This is a genomic window from Streptomyces sp. NPDC001890, from assembly GCF_042891445.1.
In the GTDB taxonomy this organism is placed as follows: Bacteria; Actinomycetota; Actinomycetes; order Streptomycetales; family Streptomycetaceae; genus Streptomyces.
In genome coordinates this window covers 124,061-140,539 of sequence record NZ_JBIATE010000005.1, presented here as the reverse complement: position 1 = coordinate 140,539, position 16,479 = coordinate 124,061, and the positions used below count along the sequence as shown (strand labels likewise).

16 protein-coding genes are annotated in these 16,479 nt (G+C 71.0%); 5 read left to right on the top strand and 11 right to left on the bottom strand.

Annotated elements, in window-relative coordinates; all coding sequences use genetic code 11:
* The first annotated feature begins 141 nt into the window (after positions 1–141).
* The 3 genes from ACFYY1_RS17110 to ACFYY1_RS17100 all read left to right on the top strand — a co-directional run bounded on the left by ACFYY1_RS17110 (position 142) and on the right by ACFYY1_RS17100 (position 4,394).
* Positions 142–1,131 carry a helix-turn-helix domain-containing protein gene (locus ACFYY1_RS17110; protein ID WP_388585801.1) on the top strand — a complete coding sequence of 330 codons (990 nt, stop codon included), beginning with the start codon at positions 142–144 and terminating at the stop codon, positions 1,129–1,131.
* Positions 1,132–1,342: 211 nt separating this feature from the next.
* On the top strand, positions 1,343–1,825 hold the full coding sequence (locus tag ACFYY1_RS17105) for a DUF456 domain-containing protein (protein WP_388585799.1): 483 nt from the start codon (positions 1,343–1,345) through the stop codon (positions 1,823–1,825).
* A 244-nt stretch (positions 1,826–2,069) separates the two neighbouring features.
* On the top strand, positions 2,070–4,394 hold the full coding sequence (locus tag ACFYY1_RS17100; RefSeq protein ID WP_388586269.1) for a glycoside hydrolase family 95-like protein: 2,325 nt from the start codon (positions 2,070–2,072) through the stop codon (positions 4,392–4,394).
* A gap of 6 nt (positions 4,395–4,400) precedes the next feature.
* Here ACFYY1_RS17100 and ACFYY1_RS17095 read toward each other — a convergent pair whose 3' ends face one another.
* Complete coding sequence (locus tag ACFYY1_RS17095; RefSeq protein WP_388586267.1) at positions 4,401–5,753, bottom strand: DNA-3-methyladenine glycosylase 2 family protein; 1,353 nt, start codon at positions 5,751–5,753, stop codon at positions 4,401–4,403.
* A gap of 103 nt (positions 5,754–5,856) precedes the next feature.
* Positions 5,857–7,032: a ribosome small subunit-dependent GTPase A gene (rsgA, locus tag ACFYY1_RS17090; RefSeq protein WP_388585796.1), complete on the bottom strand. Its 1,176-nt coding sequence runs from the start codon at positions 7,030–7,032 to the stop codon at positions 5,857–5,859.
* Positions 7,033–7,406: 374 nt separating this feature from the next.
* On the opposite strand from rsgA, the gene ACFYY1_RS17085 reads away from it, so the two are divergent.
* Positions 7,407–7,907, top strand: a complete 501-nt coding sequence (locus ACFYY1_RS17085) for a DUF5949 family protein (protein WP_388585794.1) — start codon at positions 7,407–7,409, stop codon at positions 7,905–7,907.
* Positions 7,908–8,071: 164 nt separating this feature from the next.
* Here the strand turns inward: ACFYY1_RS17085 and ACFYY1_RS17080 are convergent, their stop codons facing one another.
* The 6 genes from ACFYY1_RS17080 to ACFYY1_RS17055 all read right to left on the bottom strand — a co-directional run bounded on the left by ACFYY1_RS17080 (position 8,072) and on the right by ACFYY1_RS17055 (position 11,140).
* Positions 8,072–8,482 carry a rodlin gene (locus ACFYY1_RS17080; RefSeq protein WP_388585791.1) on the bottom strand — a complete coding sequence of 137 codons (411 nt, stop codon included), beginning with the start codon at positions 8,480–8,482 and terminating at the stop codon, positions 8,072–8,074.
* Between the two features lie 118 nt (positions 8,483–8,600).
* On the bottom strand, positions 8,601–8,801 hold the full coding sequence (locus ACFYY1_RS17075) for a hypothetical protein (protein WP_388585789.1): 201 nt from the start codon (positions 8,799–8,801) through the stop codon (positions 8,601–8,603).
* Between the two features lie 265 nt (positions 8,802–9,066).
* On the bottom strand, positions 9,067–9,477 hold the full coding sequence (locus ACFYY1_RS17070; protein ID WP_388585786.1) for a rodlin: 411 nt from the start codon (positions 9,475–9,477) through the stop codon (positions 9,067–9,069).
* Between the two features lie 185 nt (positions 9,478–9,662).
* Complete coding sequence (locus tag ACFYY1_RS17065; RefSeq protein WP_388585784.1) at positions 9,663–9,953, bottom strand: hypothetical protein; 291 nt, start codon at positions 9,951–9,953, stop codon at positions 9,663–9,665.
* A 248-nt stretch (positions 9,954–10,201) separates the two neighbouring features.
* Complete coding sequence (locus ACFYY1_RS17060; RefSeq protein ID WP_388585782.1) at positions 10,202–10,435, bottom strand: chaplin; 234 nt, start codon at positions 10,433–10,435, stop codon at positions 10,202–10,204.
* A 303-nt stretch (positions 10,436–10,738) separates the two neighbouring features.
* Positions 10,739–11,140 carry a rodlin gene (locus ACFYY1_RS17055; RefSeq protein WP_388585779.1) on the bottom strand — a complete coding sequence of 134 codons (402 nt, stop codon included), beginning with the start codon at positions 11,138–11,140 and terminating at the stop codon, positions 10,739–10,741.
* A gap of 527 nt (positions 11,141–11,667) precedes the next feature.
* Here ACFYY1_RS17055 and ACFYY1_RS17050 point away from each other — a divergent pair.
* Positions 11,668–12,483, top strand: a complete 816-nt coding sequence (locus tag ACFYY1_RS17050) for a chaplin (protein WP_388585777.1) — start codon at positions 11,668–11,670, stop codon at positions 12,481–12,483.
* Between the two features lie 109 nt (positions 12,484–12,592).
* Here the strand turns inward: ACFYY1_RS17050 and ACFYY1_RS17045 are convergent, their stop codons facing one another.
* Genes ACFYY1_RS17045 through ACFYY1_RS17035 form a run of 3 tightly spaced genes read right to left on the bottom strand, consistent with a single transcriptional unit; the run spans position 12,593 to position 16,478 of the window.
* The gene (locus ACFYY1_RS17045) at positions 12,593–13,528 is read right to left on the bottom strand and encodes a dihydrodipicolinate synthase family protein (protein ID WP_388585774.1); all 936 of its coding nucleotides are present in this window, start codon (positions 13,526–13,528) and stop codon (positions 12,593–12,595) included.
* Positions 13,525–14,514 carry an ABC transporter ATP-binding protein gene (locus ACFYY1_RS17040; RefSeq protein WP_388585771.1) on the bottom strand — a complete coding sequence of 330 codons (990 nt, stop codon included), beginning with the start codon at positions 14,512–14,514 and terminating at the stop codon, positions 13,525–13,527. Before ACFYY1_RS17040 ends, ACFYY1_RS17045 begins: the two co-directional genes overlap by 4 nt.
* A complete protein-coding gene (locus ACFYY1_RS17035; protein WP_388585768.1) occupies positions 14,511–16,478 on the bottom strand; it encodes a dipeptide/oligopeptide/nickel ABC transporter permease/ATP-binding protein in 1,968 nt (655 codons plus the stop codon). The genes ACFYY1_RS17040 and ACFYY1_RS17035 overlap by 4 nt, the downstream gene beginning before the upstream one ends.
* Position 16,479: the final 1 nt, after the last annotated feature.

Genomic DNA, 16,479 nt, shown 5'->3' with positions numbered 1-16,479 from the left:
GTGGCGCCACATTGGCAGAGCGCCAGGCGATAAAGGGATGATGTACACGGCGGGTTTACGCCGTGGCCGCTTTCCGCCATGGGAGGACGCCCGACGACGGCGACATCGTGCGGAATCAACGCGTCCGGGAGGGGTCCGGAAATGCTGGGAGCCATAGGGCTCGACGAGATACAGGAGTCGGCGTACCGCGCACTCGTGGCGGTGGGGGCCGCGGAGGTCTCCGATCTCGCGCACCGGCTGGGCCTTCCCGAGCCGGACACCGAGCGGGCGCTGCGCAGGCTGGAGCAGCACGGTCTGGCCGCGCAGGCTTCGGCCCGCACGGGACGCTGGGTGGCGGCTCCGCCGGGAGTGGCGCTCGGGGCCCTGCTCACCCAGCAGCGCCATGAGCTGGAGCAGGCGGAGCTGGCGGCGGCGCTGCTCGCCGAGGAGTACCGGGCAGAGGCCGCCGAGCCTGCCGTGCACGATCTGGTCGAGGTGGTCACGGGGGCGAGCGCGGTGTCGCACCGCTTCCACCAGTTGCAGCTCGGTGCGACGAGCGAGGTGTGCGCCCTGGTCACCGGGAAGCCGATCGCGGTCAGCGGGATGGAGAACGAGGCCGAGGAGCAGGTCGCGACGCGCGGGGTGTCCTACCGGGTGGTGGTCGAGCGGGAGACGCTCTCGATGCCGTTCGGGATCCTGGAGCTGTCGACGGCGCTGAGCCGGAACGAGCAGTGCCGGGTCATCGACCGGGTGCCGACCAAGCTGGTCGTCGCGGACGGCGCCCTGGCGATGGTGCCGCTGACCAGGCACGGCGCCGAACCGGCCGCCCTGGTGGTCCATGCCTCCGGGCTGCTGGAGTCACTGATGGGACTCTTCGAGGCGGTGTGGCGCGAGGCGATGCCGCTCAGGCTGGGCGAGGGAGGCCGGTTCCAGGAGGAGGCCACCGGCCCCGATCCCACGGACCTGGAGATCCTTTCGCTGCTGCTGGCCGGGCTGACGGACGCGAGCGTGGCGAAACAGCTGGAGCTGGGACTGCGGACCGTACAGAGAAGGGTGAAGGGGCTGATGGAGCTGACCGGCGTCTCCACCCGGCTCCAGCTGGGCTGGCACGCGTACGAACGGGGCTGGGTGGCCCGCACGCCCCGGCCCTGACCCGCACGCCCCGGTTCCGGCCCACACACCCCGGTTCCGGCCCGTGCGCCCCCGGCTCCGAAGAGACCCGTCACGGTCCCGAAGAGGCCGCCCCGGCACGGCCGCGACCACACACCGCTACTGCTCCGATACGGCCCTGAGCTGCACCGACCCCCTCTGCCCCCGGGTGCGCTGGCGGGCGGGACCGGCCGGACTCCGGCAGGCTGGTCAGATGAGCGTGTGGCAACTCGTCGCCGTCGGCCTCGTCATGCTCCTCGGCCTGCTGGGTGTGCTGGTGCCGGGGGCACCCGGGCAGGCGATCGTCTGGGCAGCCGTGCTGTGGTGGGCGCTGACCGACATGACGCCGGTCGCCTGGGGCGTACTCATCGGCGCGACGGCGCTGCTGCTGCTGAACCAGGCGCTGAAGCCGCTGCTGCCGCCACGCCGCCCGCGCGAGACGGGCGCGCCGCGCAAGACCCTGATGCTCGGCGGGATCGGCGCGATCGTGGGCTTCTTCGTGGTGCCGGTGATCGGTGCGGTCGCCGGATACGTGGGGACCATCTACGGAGCGGAGCGGCTGCGGCTTGGCAGCCACGGGGCGGGGTGGACATCGGTGCGCTCGGTGATGCGGGCGACCGGCTACGCGGTACTCGTCGAGCTCTTCGCGTGCCTGCTGGTGACGGGCGCCTGGCTCGGCGCGGTGATCTGGGCCTGATCCACGCCCCACCCTTGCGACATCCTGCTGGACACCGTCCAGATACACGGAAACACATCGGATCTCTCCCGCTCCATTGACGCAGCAATACCCCGGGCCTACCTTCCCTCAAGGAATAGCTCGGATGAATTGAGCGCCTGCGTACGAGTCGCCAGGAGAAGCCTTGTCCACAGCACCGGACCCCTCCCGCTCGCCCCGGACCGAAGCCTCATCCCCGTCCCGACCCGCCCCTTCGCGCAGGACGGTGCTCGCCACCGGCACCGCGATCGGCGGCGCACTCGTGGCGGTCGGCCCGGCCGTCCCCGCCCTGGCAGCCACCCCGGCCGCACCTGCCCCCACCCCGGCCCCCGCCACCCCCACCACCGTGCACTCCCCCGACGACAGCTGGCGTACGGTCCTCGACGACGCCGATCTGCTCTGGCAGAAGCTGCCGAAGACCTGGTACGAGGGCCCGTACCTCGGCAACGGCCGCCTCGGCTCCGGCATCTACGCGGAACCCGGCGCCACCACCCGGGCCGTCCGCTTCAACGTCCAGCACTCCGAGGTCCAGGACCACCGCCCCGAGTTCGGTTCGCTCTTCGGCCTCGCCCGCCTCCCCATCGGCCACTTCACCCTGGAGCCGGTCGGCGCCATCACGGGCATCGAGTGGTGGATGCGGCTGCGCACCGCCCAGCTCGAAGGCACGATCACCACGACCGCTGGCACCCTGAAGCTCCGTGCCTTCGTCCACTCCACCAGCGATCTGCTCGCCGTGGAAATCACCCCGAGCGCGGGCGAACAGGACTTCCGCTGGGTCTTCCACCCCGCCGAGGCGATCAGCCCGCGCGCCGCCTTCAAGCCGGTCCCGGACGGCTACACCGGCAACCCTCCCGCGGTGACCGAGCAGCACGGCGACACCACCACCGCCGTCCAGCCGCTGCTGGCAGGCGGTCAGCACGTCACCGCCTGGCGCGAACGCACCAGGGGCACGACCCGCACCCTCTACGTCACGGTCGCGCACTCCCACCCGGCGACGACAGCCCGCGACCGTGCGCTGCGTACCGTCAAGACCGCTTCCGCGCTCCCGTACGGCCCGCTCGCCGCACCCCATCGCGCCTGGTGGGACCGGTTCTACCGGAAGAGCTTCCTGTCCCTGCCCGACGCCCGGCTGCAGCGGTTCTACTGGATCCAGCTCTACAAGACCGCGTCGGCGGCCCGCAAGGACGCCCCGGTGATGGCCACCTCCGGCCCCTGGCTGGAACCCACGCCCTGGCCCAACACCTGGTGGAACCTCAACGTCCAGCTGGAGTACTGGCTGATCCACGGCTCCAACCACCTGGAACTGGACGCCGTCACCCGCGCCCTCAGCGAATTCCGGGACCAGCTCTCGCGCGAGGTCTCCGCCCCCTACCGGGCCGACTCGGCCGGCATCCCCCGCACCACCGATCCCCAGTTGGTCAACGGTGCCTCGGTGACCGACGGCGGCTACGGGGTCGGCATCCCCGGCCAGGACCCGCCCACTCCCGAGGTCGGCAATCTGACCTGGGCGCTGCACAACGTCTGGCTCTCCTACCGCCACACCATGGACGAGTCGATCCTGCGCGACACGCTCTTCCCGCTGCTGCGCAAGGCCGTCAACTACTACCTGCACTTCCTGACGCCCGGCGCGGACGGAAAGCTGCACCTCCCGGCGACGTTCTCCCCCGAGTACGGCGTCAACGCCCCCGACTGCAACTACGACCTGATGCTGCTGCGCTGGGGCTGCCGCACCCTGCTGGAATCGGCCGAGCGGCTCGGCGTCCGCGACCCGCTGACCGCCCGCTGGCAGGAGGTCCTGGCCAGACTCGCGCCCTACCCCGTCGATGCCGACGGATTCATGATCGGCGCCGGGGTCCCGTTCGCGAAGTCGCACCGCCACTACTCGCACATGCTCGCGGTGTACCCGCTGTACGAGCTGACCGGCGCGACGGCCGGCGAACGCGCCCTGATCGAGAAGTCCCTCGCCCACTGGGTCGGCTTCGAAGGCGCCCTCCAGGGCTACACCTTCACCGGCGCCGCGTCGATGTCCGCGCTGCTCGGCAAGGGCGAGGACGCGCTGAAGTACCTGGGCCAGTTGATGAGCCGCTTCATCCAGGCGAACACCATGTACAAGGAGTCCGGCCCGGTCATCGAGACCCCGCTCTCGGCGGCCCAGTCGCTGCACGACATGGTCTGCCAGTCCTGGGGCGGCACGATCAGGGTCTTCCCGGCACTGCCCGCCGCGTGGCGGGAACTGACCGTGCACGACTTCCGGACCCAGGGCGCCTTCCTGCTCAGTGCGGTACGCGAGGAGGGCCGGACCCGCTGGGTGCGGCTGACCAGCGAGGCCGGCGCACCCTGCGTCGTACGCCACGGCATCGACGGCCCGGTGGAGATCCGCGACCGGCGCGGACGGCCGCTGGAGCACGAGGCGTCGGCCGACGGCACGGTGCGCATCCGCCTCGGCAAGGGCGAATCGGCGCTGATCACGGCGCGGGGCGACCGGCCTGACCTGACCATCCGCCCGGTAGCGGCGAACGAACCCGCTCCGCGCTGGGGTCTGCCCGCCTGAGCCCCCTCACAGCAGCCCCAGGTGGCGCACCCCGTACGAACGCCAGGGCCGCCACCGGTCCGCCTCGGGCCGCCCGTCCGGATCCACGTCCGGGTCACCGAGCGCACGCATCCTGATCAGCGCCGCGGCTGCCGGGCCGATCCCCGGCAGCCGCAGGAGCGCCTGCTCGGCCTCGTCGCGGTCGGCCCCGGCGTCGAGCCTCAGGTCCCCGTCGGCGAGCGCGGCCGCCAGCGCCCGCAGCTCCGGATCGCTCGCCGCACCGGCCAGCACCCCCGGCTCGGGAAACACATGCGTCAGCCCGCCGAAGGGCACGTCCAGGGCCTTCCCGTACAGCTTCACCAGCCGCTCCGCCTCTTCCCGCCCCACCAGCGCCCGTACCGCGAACTCCTCCGGGTCCGCGGCGCCCGGCGAACGCAGCCCGGGGCGGGCGGCGACGCCCGGCGCGAGGAGCGGGTCGGCGCCGAGCCGCTCGTCGACGGCGTACGGATCGGCGTCCAGGTCGAAGAGCCGCCGCAGCCGCTGGACGGCCGTTGTCAGGTCCCGCAGATCCGTGAGGTGGATCCTGGCCTCCAGCCAGGCCCCGGCGGACCGCTCGTCGACCGCCACGACGCCCGTGCCGTACGGAAGCCGCAGCGCGCGCCGGTAGACCCGGGCGCCCGGCTCACCGCCGACCTCCTCGATCCGGGCGACCGTCTCGGCGGCCAGGAGGTCGAAGACCTCACGGGTGGCGTACGGCCCCCGGTGGGCGAGCCGCAGCGGGATCCCGGCGGTGTGCGCCTCCCGGACCGCCGCTCCCAGCCCCGTCCCCGCCTCGGCCCGCAGCGCGCTCGGCGTCCGGGCGTAGATCTGCCGGATCGTGTCGTTGAACTGGCGCACGCTGGCGAAGCCCGACGCGAAGGCGATCTCCGTCACGGGCAGCCCGGTCGTCTGGAGCAGCACCCGTGCCGTGTGGGCCCGCTGGGCGCGGGCGAGCGCCACGGGGCCGGCGCCCAGCTCGGCGTTGAGCTGCCGCTGCACCTGGCGTGAGCTGTAGCCGAGCCGGTGGGCCAGACCGGGCACGCCCTCCCGGTCCACCACACCGTCGCCGATCATCCGCATGGCGCGGCCCACGACATCGGCCCGCACGTTCCATTCCGCCGAGCCCGGCACGGCGTCCGGGCGGCACCGCCGGCAGGCCCGGAAGCCGTGGCCCTGCGCGGCGGCCGCGGTCGGGTAGAAGCGGACGTTCTTCCGCTTGGGCGTGACGGCGGGGCAGCTCGGCCGGCAGTAGATCCCGGTCGTTTCGACGGCGAAGAAGAACTCGCCGTCGAAACGGGCGTCGCGGCTGCTCACCGCCTCGTACCTGGTCCGTTCGTCCATCACACCGTCCAGTGTGCGGCACCCACCGGCACCGGACTGGCGGTTTTCGGACGTGGACCCACCGGTCGGCGGCCCGGGACGCCCGCGGACCGGGGACCACCGCCTACCGCACCCGGCCCCGCTTCGCCTCCATGGCGAACCGGCCCTCGGCGCCCTTGCGCTTCCAGTCGCGCAGCATCTCCGTGCGCATCCGGGCGTCGGTCTTGGCGGCGATGCGCTGGTTCTCGCGGATCAGCTTGCGGAAGCTGTCGAGGCGCCGCTCGTGCAGCGAACCGTCCTCGATCGCGGCGAGCACCGCGCAGCCGGGCTCCGACTCATGGGCGCAGTCGTGGAACCGGCACTGCTCGGCCAGCTCCTCGATCTCGGAGAAGACCTGGCCGACACCGGCCTCCGCGTCCCAGAGCCCGACCCCGCGCAGCCCGGGGGTGTCGATCAGCACGCCGCCGGAGGGCAGCAGCAGCAGATTGCGGGTGGTGGTGGTGTGCCGGCCCTTGCCGTCGACGTCCCGCGCGGCCTGCACCTCCATCACGTCGCGGCCCAGGAGGGTGTTGGCGAGGGTCGACTTGCCCGCGCCGGAGGCACCGAGCAGCACGCTGGTACCGCCCGAGACGATGGCGGAGAAGACATCGATGCCCTCTCCCGTGGCGGAGCTGACGGTCAGCACCTGCACCCCGGGCGCGACGCCCTCGATGTCCTGGACGAGGTACGACAGCGTGGTGGCGTCCGGTACGAGATCGGCCTTGGTCAGCACCACGATCGGCTCGGCCGCACCGTTCCCGGCCGGCCCGCCGCCCCCCAGCAGCGCGTCACCGCTGGAGCTGGACATGGCGAGGGCGAGGAAGCGCTCCACCCGCCCCAGGTCGAAATCGACCGCGAGCGAGAGGCAGATGACGATGTGGTCCACATTGGTGGCGAGCACCTGGCCCTCGGAGCGCTGCGAGGACGTCGAGCGGACGAAGGCGGTTCGCCGCGGCAGCAGCGTCCGTACGAACTGCGGGTCGCCGTCGGGGTCGACCGCGACCCAGTCGCCGGTGCAGACGATCCGCATCGGATCGCGCGGGACGACGAAGGCGGTGTCGGCGCGGAGCGTGCCCTCGGGGGTGACGACATCGCACTGACCGCGGTCCACCCGCACCACGCGCCCGGGCAGCAGACCCTGCTCGGCGTGCGGCGCGAATTCGGCCGCCCACGCGTCGTCCCAGCCGTACGGGGACAGCGGGTGCGACGCGGACGAGCCCTGAAGAGAGGAGACAGAAGAGGGGAAGGACGGGAAAGACAAGGGAAACCCTTCAAAGGGTGGCCCCGGCAGCGCGCACACGGGCGCGGAGAGTTGCGGAGTAGGTCAGCCGGCGACCACGGGGGTGGGAACGATGCTCTTCGAGTTGTGGGCAGCGCCCATCGCAGCGACAGTCATCACGATCCTCACCTCCTGGTTCAAGCACGGGACCGACAGCGGTAGTTGATCTCCGCCGTCCGGAACAGTGAACACCATAGCCCGCACGCACCGGCCGGCTCAACACATTTGATCGAGGCCGTGTCCATCCGTCGGATGGAAACGATCCGGGCCACTTTCATCAGGTTTATCCCGGTACATCCCTCAATCAGGTGATACGCATGCACAACGCCCGGTCCGGGGCCGTTATGGTGCCGAGCATGACCTCACCCCAGACCGGTACCGGCACGTTCACACAAGCCCAGTTGGGCACGATCACACTGATCGGGTGGAGCGGTGAACATCCCGCCGACGGCCAGGATGTCGCCTTCCTGCTCGTCTACTCGCTGGGCGACGGCTCGGAGGGCCCCGCCGTCGGCGAGACCGCCACGCGCGCGGCCCTGGAGCGCTGCGGACTGCCGGTCGGCAGCGCTCCGGTGTACGCCGCCGAGAACCCGGGCCTCCCCGTGAAGCTGCTCGTCCAGGCCGGCCAGGCCGTCCTCACGCTGCCTCACTTCACGGCCCAGTACCCCGCACCGCCCGAGTGGCTGGCCGCGGCCGGCCTGCGGGGCGAGGTGCACACCATGTTCGCCACCCGGCCGTGGCCCCAGGGCGCACCGGGCCGGCCGGTGAGCGAGGAGCTGCTGCGGTCCTTCGCGGCCGACCCGGAGGTCATCACGACCTCCGCCCACTGCGTCGTCCCGGTCCGCAGCCTGGGCTGACCCGCCCCCGGAACGCCGGATGCCCACCGCCCCCCGTGGTGCGGTGGGCATCCTTGTGCGTGGAGCCCTGGGGCGGTGTGCCCCGGATCCTGCTGTACGGCGCGGTGCACCGCGGTGCGGGCTGCCACGGGGTGAATCCCTGGGCAGCCCGCGCCTCGGGCGCGTCAGTCGTTGGCGATGCCGTTGCCCGAGAGCACCGGGATGTCGTCGACCAGGTGCGACAGCGGCTCGTCGCCCTTGGCCTGGGTGGAGTTCTCGGCGCACTGCTGGTTCTGCGGCGAGGACAGCACGTTGACGTCCTGGACCGCGACCGGCACCAGCACGCCGACGAGCGAACCGGCGTTGGCCTTCACCGGCAGACCGACGCAGGCCTTGTTCAGCGTGCCCTGGACGAGCTGGAACTGCGGGCTGCCGTCGCCCGTGGTCACGCTGTTGCCGAAGTCGCTCACGGCGCCGTTGCCGTTGACCGACGTGGTGCCCTCGTCATTGCCGATCGCCATGGCCGCGGGGGCCGCGGCGGCGGACAGACCGACCAGGGACACGGCCACTGCTGCGCCGGCCATCATCTTCTTCATCACGCTTCACCTTTCGGAGCGTCCCGTTGTGGAACGTACTGATCAACCCGCTACGGAAGCGTCGGTTCCGCAGTACCACTCAAACGGGTTCGATCCGGCATGAGTTCGACGGTCGTGGTCACCCGTCGACGGCCTCGCCGGAGGTACGGGCCGCGGGAACCCTGCTGCCGGCGCGGCTCCGGTCGGGCCCTGCCGGGGGCGCGGGCTCCGGACCGCCGCGGGCCGCCTGCCACTCGGCGAGCAGCCGGTCGTAGATGGGTGTGCCGTCCTGTGCGCGCCACTGCCGGTCGCGGGGGCGTTGACTGTCGTACTGGTCCATGTGTGGCCCCTACCCGGTGCGGCGGGTGAGGGCTGCCCGTACTACGGCAACCGGCCCAGTCCACCCGCCCCTTCGAGGGGCCGTCGCGTCCCGGACGCACGAGTGGGGCCGGCACATCCGGGCGGCCGGAGACCGGCTGCCGCGTGGATGTGACGGCCCCACAAGGTGTTTCAGCTACTGCGTGCAGGCGGGCTCGAAGCTGCCCGCGGCACGCTCCCCTGCCGATCCGTGGAGTTCAGCGAGGAGAGCCCGGCGCGGTACGGCCTCAGTTGTTGCCGGCACCGTTGCCGGACAGGATCGGGATGTCGTCCAGGATGTGCGAGAGGGCCTCGTCACCCTTGGCCTGGGTGGAGTTCTCCGTGCACTGCTGGTTCTGCGGCGAGGCCAGGACGTTGATGTCCTGGACCGAGACCGGGACGACCCCGAGGACCGAACCGACGTTGGCCTTGGCCGGCAGGGCGATGCAGGGCTTGTTGAGCGAGCCCTGGATGAGCGCGAACTGCGGGCTCATGTCGCCGTGGGTGGCGGAGTTGCCGTACGACTGGATGGCGTCGTTGCCGTTGACCGACGTCGTGCCGCTGTCGTTGCCGATGGCCATGGCCTGCGGGGCGATCGCGGCGGAGACACCGACGATCGAAGCAGCGACTGCTGCCGAGGCCATAATCTTCTTGATCATTGAATAGCCCTTCTGGGGTTTTCTGTTGCCCGCCTGTCCGGAGCGAACTGATCAACTCGCGACGACGGGGATAGTTGTGCTGATTCACTCGAACGGTGCTTTTACGTTCGACTGTTCGCCGAATTCAGTGCACCGGAGGAATACGAAAGGCCGGGGCCGGCCGGGAACCGCTGTGACGCGACAGGTCAGCCGCCGACCGGCAGGCCGCCGATGAGCGGGGCCGCACCCTTGGCCGCACCGGTCGCCTGGTCGGCCAGCTTGGTGACGGTGCCGTTCTTCTGCACCGATTCCGCGGCGTCGCCGACCGTGTCGACGATCGGGTCGACGGCCTGCGGGGCGCTCTCCACCACCTGGTTGATGCCTCCGTTGAGGCTGAAGTTGGGGGCCGTGGCGTTGGTGACGGCGAAGGCGGGAGCAGCCGTTCCGAGCGCAACCACGGAACCGGCAACGAACGCAGCAGTCTTCGCGTACTTCACTTTCGGGTTCCCTTCTGCAGCGGCATCTGTTCGGTCGCGCACCCGCGCCGCACGAGCCTTCTTTAGCCGTGCCTTCTGCCGCTTTCACCCTGGGTAACGATGCGATGGCGACACGGCAACTGGACGGAGTCGCCTTTTCTGCGGGACCACCCGATCGAATGCCGGGGAGAATGCAGAAAGGCCCCGGATCGCATCGCATGCGATCCGGGGCCTTCCGGTCACGGGCGTTCGGCCCGTCCGACCAGGGATCAGACGTTGGCGCAGTTGTTGCCGAAGGCGGGGTTGAGCAGACCGATCACGTTCAGGGTGTTGCCGCACGCGTTGATCGGAACGTGAACCGGGATCTGGACGGAGTTACCGGACAGCACGCCCGGGGAGAGGGCGGCACCGCCCTCGGCGCCCGAGTCGGCGAAGGCGGGGGCGGCGGCACCCATCGCCATCAGGGTTCCGGCGGCGATGGCGGCAACCTTGGTGTACTTCACTTTTGTTCCCTTTCTTCGACGGAGTCCGAAGCAGCAACGTCTTTCGTGCCGCACGAGCGCGATCCTGATCACTCGTAACTCCGCCGCTGTAATTCATAACGATTTAAGACCATGGGCGAAACTCTTCAGCCAGAAGATTCTCTGAAAGTCGCCCGATTGACGCAATATCGATCGCTCGATATCACCAACGAGATCTTCCGACAATCCGACCCACCCATTCCGGGGAATGACAGCAACAGGCCCGGGCCGCGCGGAGGAGGAACACCGGCGGCCCGGGCCTGTTACGGCTGGGTCAGCTGCGGATCAGCTGTTGCCGGCACCGTTGCCGGAGAGCACCGGGATGCCGTCCAGGATGTGCGAGAGCGGCTCGTCGCCCTTGGCCTGGGTGGAGTTCTCGGTGCACTGCTGGTTCTGCGGCGAGGACAGGACGTTGAGGTCCTGGACCGCGACCGGGACCAGGCCGACGAGCGAGCCGGCGTTGACCTTGGCCGGCAGACCGACGCAGGGCTTGTTCAGGCTGCCCTGGACCAGGCCGAACTGCGGGCTGAGGTCACCGTGGGTCTCGGCGTTGCCGAACGACTGCGAGGCTCCGTTGCCGTTGACCGAGGTCGTACCGCCGTCGTCACCGATGGCCATGGCCTGGGTCGCGCCCAGACCGAGGATGGAGGCGGCAACGGCACCCGTAGCCAGAACCTTCTTGATCACGATTAACCCTTCTCGTACTGGATGCCCCGTACCGGAGCCCCCTGCCCAACTCACCAAAGGGCGTTTGGTTCTCTCCATTCACCCGAATGCCCGTGAGTGCGCACAGCAGTACGAAATAGCATTTCGGAGGCGACCGGACGGGAGCGGTCCGACCGGGTACCTTGTGGCTCCCAACAGCCCTTTCCTGCCCGATCGCCCGAACTCCGCGCATGCCCGCCGAGCCCGGACCGGCCGGTACGTGTACTCCATTCGTGTGATCACAAAATTTCCACGACCTACCGAGTTTCCTCAACAATTCCTCCTCGTTATGAGTGACACATGCGAGCAGGTTCGGGCGCTTGACCGGCAGAGGCACGGATGCCTCACATGAAGCGCATGCCTTCATGTTCTCCGTGCTTTCCGTAACCGCCGCTTGCCGAGTCACGCGCGGGCACCGCCGGATCGTCCTACCGGCGGCCTCCGCACCGGCCTGATGAAGGAACTGCGAGCCTTCCGCTCGCACGGGATGTCCTAAGAAGGGGCAGTCAATGCGAAAAGCCTTGAGTAAGAGCGTGCTGGTGATGGCGGCGGCGTCAGGGATCCTGACCGCCGCTGGTGGATACGCGTTCGCGGATGCCTCCGCCGACGGCGCGGCCGTCGGTTCGCCCGGCGTCGGCTCGGGCAACAACGTGCAGGTACCGGTACATGTGCCGGTCAATGCGTGCGGCAACACGGTGAATGTGATCGGCCTGCTGAATCCCGCGTTCGGCAACACGTGCGTGAACGCCGGCGGTTCCGGTGCCGGAGGCCGGGGCGCGAGCGCCGAGGGCGGCGCGGTCGGCTCCCCCGGGGTGCTGTCCGGCAACAACATCCAGGCTCCGGTGGACGTGCCGGTCAATGCCTGCGGCAACACCGTGGATGTCGTCGGTGCGCTGAACCCGGCTGCCGGGAACACCTGCGCGAACGTGGACGGGCCGCCCGTCGAACCGCCGGTGGTCGAGCCGCCCGTGGTCGAGCCGCCTGTCGAACCGCCCGTAGAGCCGCCCGTAGAGCCGCCTGTCGAGCCGCCGGTGGTCACGCCGCCGGTCACTCCTCCGGTGGTCACGCCGCCGGTCACGCCCCCGGTGGTCACACCCCCCGTGACGCCCCCGGTGGTCACGCCTCCCTCGACGCCTCCCGTGGCCACGCCCCCGGTCACGCCTCGCGGTGGTGAACCGCGGCCCGGTGTCGAACCCAGGGGCACCGTCGGGCAGCTGGCGCACACCGGTGCCGATGCCGACCTGGCCATGGCCGGTGGGGCCGCCGCGGCCATGGTGCTCGGTGGAACCCTGCTGGTCCGCCGTACCCGCGCCGCGAAGGGCTGACAGGCGCCGTCGGTGGACAGCCGCTGAAAAGCGGACCAGAAAGCAGCGGTCCGTCGCCGCAGCCGGGGCTGTGGCGGCGGACCGCTCTCCTCACTGTTCCGGGCGGGGCTCAGACCCTGCTGAGCCCCGCCCGGTCGAGGCAGGCCGCGATCTCGGCGGTCTCGGCCTCGTCCAGGCGGCGCATCGGCGCGCTCATCGTGTTCGTCCCGATGATCCCGCGCAGCATGAGTGCCGTCTTGAAGGCGCCGAGGCCCGCGGCGGTGGCGGACGCCGTGCCGGGACGGGCCGCGCGGACGATGTCGAAGAGCGCGACCAGGCGGCCCTGTTCGGCCCTGGCCGCGGCCCAGTCGCCCCGTACCGCCGCCTCGTGCAGACGTACGTAGCCGTGCGGGTCCACGTTGCCGAGCCCGGGGACCGAGCCGTCCGCTCCCGCCAGCATCATCGCGTCGACCACCAGTTCGTGCCCGGTGAGCACGGAGAACTCCGGGAGTTCACGGGCTCCGAGGGCCAGTCGGCGGAACGAGCCGTCGTCGCCGCTGGAGTCCTTCACCCCTGCCAGCACCCCGTCCGCGGCAAGCGGCAGCAGCAGCTCGGGGTCGAGCTTGCTGTGTACGCAGACCGGTACGTCGTACGCCAGGACCGGCAGGTCGAGGGCGGCGGCGATGTCGCGGAAGTGGCGGTCGATCTCGGTGGGGTGCGTGCGCGTGTAGAAGGGGGCGGTGACGACGACGGCGTCGGCGCCGAGCGCTTCGGCGGCGCGGGCCCGCTCGATCGCCCGGTCGGTGGTGGTCTCGATCGCTCCGACGAGTACCGGGACCTGGCCGGCGCAGGCGGACGTGATGACCTCGATGACCTCGTCCTGCCGGCCGGGCGTCAGGTAGGCGGTCTCGCCGGAGCTGCCGAGGGCGAACAGGCCGCTGACGCCGCCGTCGAGCAGATGCCCCACGACCCGTTCCAGGGAGGGGCGGTCGATCTCGCCGTCCGCGGTGAGCGGGGTGACGACGGGCGGGATCACGCCGGTCCAGCGGGGGTTCCGGGCGGTCATACGGTGCTCCTTGCGGATGGTACGGGGGACGTGGGGATCTGGGGGTGGACGCAGTGCCAGCGGTGTCCGTCCCGGCCGGCGGCCGCGGCGGGAAAGACCGTGGCGCAGGCGTCGTCGGCCTTCCAGCAGCGGGTGCGGAACGGGCAGCCGGACGGCGGGTTGGTGGCCGAGGGGACGGGGCCGGTGAGCACGATGCGCTCGGTGGTCTCCAGCAGGCTCGGGGTCGCGGAGAGCAGTGCCTCGGTATAGGGGTGCGCGGGCGCGCCCGCCACATCGGCCGCCCGTCCCTCCTCGACGATCCGGCCGAGGTAGAGGACGGCGAGGCGGTCGGCGAGGTAGCGCACCGTCTGGATGTCGTGCGAGATGAACACCATGCCGAGCCCGAGGCGTTCGCGCAGGTCGACCAGGAGGTTGAGGACCTGGGCGCGGACGGAGACGTCGAGCGCGGAGGTCGGTTCGTCGGCGACGATCAGTTCCGGTTCGAGGGCCAGGGCGCGGGCGATGGCGACGCGCTGGCGCTGGCCGCCGGAGAGCTGTCCGGGGAGCGCGGCGAGGGTGTGGCCGGGCAGGCCGACCAGGTCGAGGAGCTCCTCGACGCGTGCCTCGCGTGCCTCGCGGGTGCCCCGTTTGTGCACGTCGAGCGGGTCGCGGAGGATCTGACGGACCGTGAGCCGGGGGTTGAGGGCGGTGGACGGGTCCTGGAAGACGACGCCGACGGCGGAGCCGAAGTCGTCGCGGCGCTGCGCCGCGGACATCGTCCACAGGTCCCGGCCGTGGAAGGTGACCTGGCCCTCGGTGGGCTTCTGCAGTCCGGTCAGTACCCGGGCCAGGGTGGACTTGCCGCAGCCGGACTCGCCGACCAGGCCGACTATCTCGCCGCGCTCGACCTCCAGGGTGGCGTCGGTGAGGGCGTGCACGGCATCCCGGCGGAAGAGGCCGCCGCTGCGTGCCTTGTGGCGTACGTGGACGCCGTCGATCCTGATCACAGGGCGCTCCCTTCCAGCTGGGCGGGCTTCGCGGGGTGGTGACAGGCGAAGCCGTGGTCGAGCGCGGCGTCGCGTGCGGTGAGTTCGGGTGCGGTGGTACGGCACAGGTCGGTGGCGGCGTCGCAGCGCGAGGCGAAGCGGCAGCCGGTACCGAAGCCCTGGGGGGCGGGGACGATGCCGCGGATCTGGTGCAGCCGGTCGGCGCCGGCCTCCAGGGAGACGACCGAGCCGAGCAGACCGCGGCTGTAGTGGTGGGTGGGGCCGGTGAGTACGGAGCGGGTGGCGCCGATCTCGGCCAGGCGGCCCGCGTACATCACGGCGACGCGGTGCGAGAGGTCGCCGACGAGGGCGAGGTCGTGCGAGACGAGGACCATGGCGAAGCCGAGTTCGTCGCGCAGTTTCACGAGGAGTTCGACGACCTGGGCCTGGACGGTGACGTCGAGGGCGGTGGTCGGTTCGTCGGCGATGAGCAGGCGGGGGTCACGGGAGAGCGCCATGGCGATCAGGACGCGCTGGCGCTGGCCGCCGGAGAGCTCGTGGGGGTAGCTGCGCAGGGTGCGTTCGGGTGCGAGACCGACGAGTTCGAGAAGTTCGGCCGGGGTCTTCGTACCGCCGCGCGAGGTGAGCTGCTTCAGCTGGGTGCCGACGAGGACGGAGGGGTTGAGGGAGGAGAGCGCGTCCTGGTAGACCATCGCGATCTCCGGGCCCATCAGGGCGCGGCGTTCCTTCGGCGGCAGCTCCAGCAGGTTCCGGCCCCGGTAGAGGATCTCGCCGCGGACCTCGGCGTTGCGGGCGAGCAGGCCCATGACGGCGAGGCTGGTGATGGACTTGCCGCAGCCGGACTCGCCGACCAGGCCGAGCGTCTCGCCCTCGTGGACGGTGAAGTCCAGCGAGTCGACGACGGGGATCTGCCCGTAGCGGTCGGGGAAGCGGATCGACAGGTCCCGTACGACGAGCAGTTCGGCGGCGTCGTCTGTTACCGGGGTGATGGCCGGCTCGGTGGAGTCGACGCGGTCGGCGAGCCTGGCGAGGGCGGCGTCGACGTCCACGGTGGAGGCGGTCTCGACCGGGTCGGGGGCGGTGGCCGCGGTGGGGTCGACGACGGCCTTGGCGCTCCTGGGCGCGGCGGAGGCGTCGGTGAGGCCCTCGGAGAGGATGTTGAGGGCGAGGACGGTGACGAGCAGGGCGAGTCCGGGGAAGAAGGTGGCCCACCAGCCGCCGGCGAGGAGGATCTGCCGCCCGTAGGCCAGGACGCTGCCCCAGCTGGGGTCGGGGTCCTGCACACCGGCGCCGATGAAGGAGAGACTGGCCTCGAAGATGATCGCCTCGGCGACCATGACGGTGGCGAACACCATGACCGGGGCCATGCAGTTGACGGCGACGTGGCGGAGCACGATGTAGCCGCGCCGGGCGCCGATGACCTTCTCGGCGGCCACGTAGTCCTCGCCGTACTGGGAGAGCACGTTGGCGCGGACCACGCGGGCCAGCGACGGTGTGTAGACGAAGGCGATGGTGAAGATGATCACCGGGACGCTGGTGCCGAAGACCGCGACGAGGACGGCGGCCAGCGCGATCGGCGGGAACGACATCACGACGTCGAGGGTCCGCATCACGGACTCGTCGCCGAGCTTGCGGGAGGTGGCGGCGACCGAGCCGAGCAGCGCGCCGGCGATCAGCGCCACGGCGGTCGCGCCGAGGCCGATGACCAGTGAGTAGCGGGAGCCGTGCACGACCCGGGCGAAGACGTCGCGGCCGGCCCGGTCGGTGCCGAACCAGTGGGCGCCGCTCGGTGCCTGCACCGGGGTGCCGGTGGTCAGCGGGTCCTGGGTGAACAGCGGGGCGAGGACGGCGCCGAGTACGACGACGACCAGTACGCCGAGGGCGACGCGGGAGGTGACCGGGAGGGAGCGGAACGCGATGCCCGGTCGGGACAGTTTGTTGGCCAGACGGCCGGTGGCGAACATG

Excerpts from the sequence above, each read along its gene's own strand:
- ACFYY1_RS17080 (WP_388585791.1), bottom strand. The coding sequence starts at position 8,482 with ATGAAGAAGATGATGGCCGGCGCAGCAGTGGCCGTGTCCCTGGTCGGT.
- ACFYY1_RS17095 (WP_388586267.1), bottom strand. The coding sequence starts at position 5,753 with ATGGACGAACGGACCAGGTACGAGGCGGTGAGCAGCCGCGACGCCCGT.
- ACFYY1_RS17045 (WP_388585774.1), bottom strand. The coding sequence starts at position 13,528 with ATGACCGCCCGGAACCCCCGCTGGACCGGCGTGATCCCGCCCGTCGTC.
- ACFYY1_RS17075 (WP_388585789.1), bottom strand. The coding sequence starts at position 8,801 with ATGGACCAGTACGACAGTCAACGCCCCCGCGACCGGCAGTGGCGCGCA.
- ACFYY1_RS17035 (WP_388585768.1), bottom strand. The coding sequence starts at position 16,478 with ATGTTCGCCACCGGCCGTCTGGCCAACAAACTGTCCCGACCGGGCATC.
- ACFYY1_RS17050 (WP_388585777.1), top strand. The coding sequence starts at position 11,668 with ATGCGAAAAGCCTTGAGTAAGAGCGTGCTGGTGATGGCGGCGGCGTCA.
- ACFYY1_RS17070 (WP_388585786.1), bottom strand. The coding sequence starts at position 9,477 with ATGATCAAGAAGATTATGGCCTCGGCAGCAGTCGCTGCTTCGATCGTC.
- ACFYY1_RS17085 (WP_388585794.1), top strand. The coding sequence starts at position 7,407 with ATGACCTCACCCCAGACCGGTACCGGCACGTTCACACAAGCCCAGTTG.
- ACFYY1_RS17110 (WP_388585801.1), top strand. The coding sequence starts at position 142 with ATGCTGGGAGCCATAGGGCTCGACGAGATACAGGAGTCGGCGTACCGC.
- ACFYY1_RS17105 (WP_388585799.1), top strand. The coding sequence starts at position 1,343 with ATGAGCGTGTGGCAACTCGTCGCCGTCGGCCTCGTCATGCTCCTCGGC.